The sequence below is a fragment of the Paenibacillus sp. 01T422 genome (assembly GCF_056398785.1).
Genome location: NZ_JBFTQB010000853.1, coordinates 1 through 2,827 on the forward strand (window position 1 = coordinate 1; position 2,827 = coordinate 2,827).

The following is a 2,827-nucleotide window of genomic DNA, read 5'->3' on the forward strand; positions in this document are numbered from 1 at the left end:
ATAGATGATTTTGAAACAAATCGGTTCATTTTAAAGTGTTGCGGAAGTGACATTAAGTATGGGAGTTTGATAAAGGCAATATTTAAAATACGATAAAGCAAGAATTGACCAAGCACTTGCTAATTGCAACATATGAATTACACTATCTAATGCGTTATCGGTAGTTACCAGTAATGTGAAAAGAATAATGGGGTGAATCGGAACAGCGACAGTCAAGGACTTACTAGTCCACGGCTCTCGCTGTTTTAATTTTTTGCTCAGTCTAATAGGAAGAGGGGCAGAGTTATCAGCCCTTTCTAGCGGATACCTCTGATTTTTGAACAAAAAGCTATGATTTTTAAACTAGCTATACTTCGATACATAACGTATCGTTAAGTGTAGATGTATAATCCATTAGTTAGATGTTTGAACCAAAGGAGGAGGAGAAGGAAGCTTTGGAAAATGGAGGCCATGACCGGGATGGCTTCGAACGTCGCGTTTCTGGCTTTTCTGTGGTAGGCGCGAAGCAATCCCACGCCATGGAGGCGCAATCGGCACATTATCGCTTAATGGAGAAGCGGAACCGGATTCTTGAATATTAGCATAAATTGGAAGCGTTTACACTACGGAGTTCCACGCCAACTAAATAAACTCGCGGGATTCAATATAAGTACATTTGCTTTCTACACGGCAAGACAGTAGCGGCTCACAGCGAATGACACAATAAATTCCATGAAGGACGTGGAGTATCGCCGTCCGTTTTAATGAGTCTGTAAACGCTAATATCGCTGAGCTGAGAGATCTGGCAGTATATTAAAATTTTAGGAGGATAGAAAATATGGTTAAGTTGAAGCTGTCTTTCGCAATATTATTGGCGCTTGTTATTTCATTCGCTCTCTTCCAGTTTTCTGCATTGGCGGCAGATGGAGAGGCTGAGGAAACGGTTGCGACTGTGTTGAGTAATGATGTTGTGCTGAATAAAAGTCCCGGCATTGCCAACACATGGAGGCTGAGCAACGGCACATTATCAATGGATATATCGACGACTAACGGACAAATAAGTAATGTTACAATCAACGGCAGCGCATCATTATCGGCACCTAGTTATCCGTTCACGATTACCAATAACATTGACAGTTTTACCGTAACAAAAGTGACAGCTGTACTCGATACTACGGATGAGGTACACATATCTTTGACATATGCATATACTGCAGCCACCCAGAGGTTCAAAGCGGAGCGTCATTTTGTCATGCGCAGGGGTGTCAACGGTCTATATGACTATGTAATCCTGTCAACGCCGGAACAAAGAGGCGGAGCGGCGGAAGTGCGCACGTTGTATGGTTTTAGCCACAATCTCCTTCCTAATGGCTATAATAGCGAAATGAACCAAACCATACCGATCTGGAAGCCGGTGGTTCAGGATACCACATGGAAGGATCCTAATTCAGATACTATTTTCTCCAAATACGACTTTGTGGGTTATCACGCTGAGAATCCTCTTGTAGGCCATTATGGCAACAATTACGGTGCCTGGATGATTAACGCCAGCTCTGAGTACTTCTCTGGCGGGCCGTTAAAACAGGAATTGCTGGTACACGGTGATGATGCATTGATCCTTAATTACTTTACAGGCGGCCACATGGGAGGCGCTAATATGGACCCGCCTAATGGCTGGCAGAAGATTCACGGCCCATGGCTGATTTATTTTAATGATGCTGCATCCGTCGACGGTGGCGACCTTATAGCCGACGCCAAGAGGCAAGCGGCTGAGGAAAAAGCGAAGTGGCCTTATAATTTCGTAACAGATACTGCTAATACTCCGGGACTGTATCCTAAGGCGGACGAGAGAGCAGCCGTTACAGGTAAGCTCGAAACTTCCGACGGCAGGGACTTGGGAGGCGCCATGGTGATACTTTCCGAGCCAGGCGTAGAAGTAATTCGCCAGGTCAATGGATATTACTTCTATGCTTACGCCGACGCGAACGGTAATTTCAGTATTCCTAACGTTCGACCGGGGGACTACACATTGTATGTGTTCCCACAGCACGGTTCCATAATAGGGCAGCTTGAGTATGAAGGCGTAAATATTAGAGCTTCGGATGGAGGTACAAAAAAAGAACTGGGAACCTTAACCTGGTCTCCTACCATAGACAACAACTATCTGTTCCAAATCGGCAAGGCCAGTCATTCCACGGTTGGCTTCGGAGGCAGCGACGAAAAGAGAAACTACTCTCTTATGCGCGACGCCCCAGCGAACTTAACCTATAACGTGAACACCAGCGTTACAAAAGACTGGTATTACGCTCAGGTAAAAACAGAAACCGTCGGCTCCAGCCCCAATATATGGACATCAACTGCAAACGCTTTTGGAGCATGGCCTGGCACCGGTCCATGGGCCGAAACCGGTGCCTGGAAGATTGATTTTAATTCAACTAAAGCATATACCGGTGACGCACACCTGCGTATCGCCTTTGCTGCGGTGTCCAATCAGCCCATACTGGAGATCAAGGTCAACGGAACCGTTGTTAAAGTGCTGAATTATGTAGGCAAAAACGACCAGACCATCTATCGCAGCGCAAATCGCAGCGGACGCTACCTCAGCGAGGATATCATATTTGACGCGAGATTGCTGACAAATGGCACAAACACGATAACCATTACGAATAAGTCGAGAGACCTTATTATTGACACGAATCCGCCGCCATTMTACCGCGGTTCGGTTATGTACGATACCATAGTGTTGACCACAGACGAACAGGGCAATATTGAATCGCTTAAGCAACTTGTTAATAGCGGGATGGGAGCGGGCGATATTACAGCTTCCGCTGTTACTGCGCTCCACAAC

General features: G+C 45.8%; 2 protein-coding genes. Both read left to right on the forward strand.

The annotated features are described in order from the left end of the window. Positions 1 to 434: 434 nt before the first annotated feature. Positions 435 to 581 carry a hypothetical protein gene (locus tag AC1DUA_RS32430; RefSeq protein ID WP_477503655.1) on the forward strand — a complete coding sequence of 49 codons (147 nt, stop codon included), beginning with the start codon at positions 435 to 437 and terminating at the stop codon, positions 579 to 581. Between the two features lie 236 nt (positions 582 to 817). Continuing rightward, a partial coding sequence (locus tag AC1DUA_RS32435) for a polysaccharide lyase family protein (RefSeq protein ID WP_477503656.1) occupies positions 818 to 2,827 on the forward strand: 2,010 nt, incomplete at its 3' end.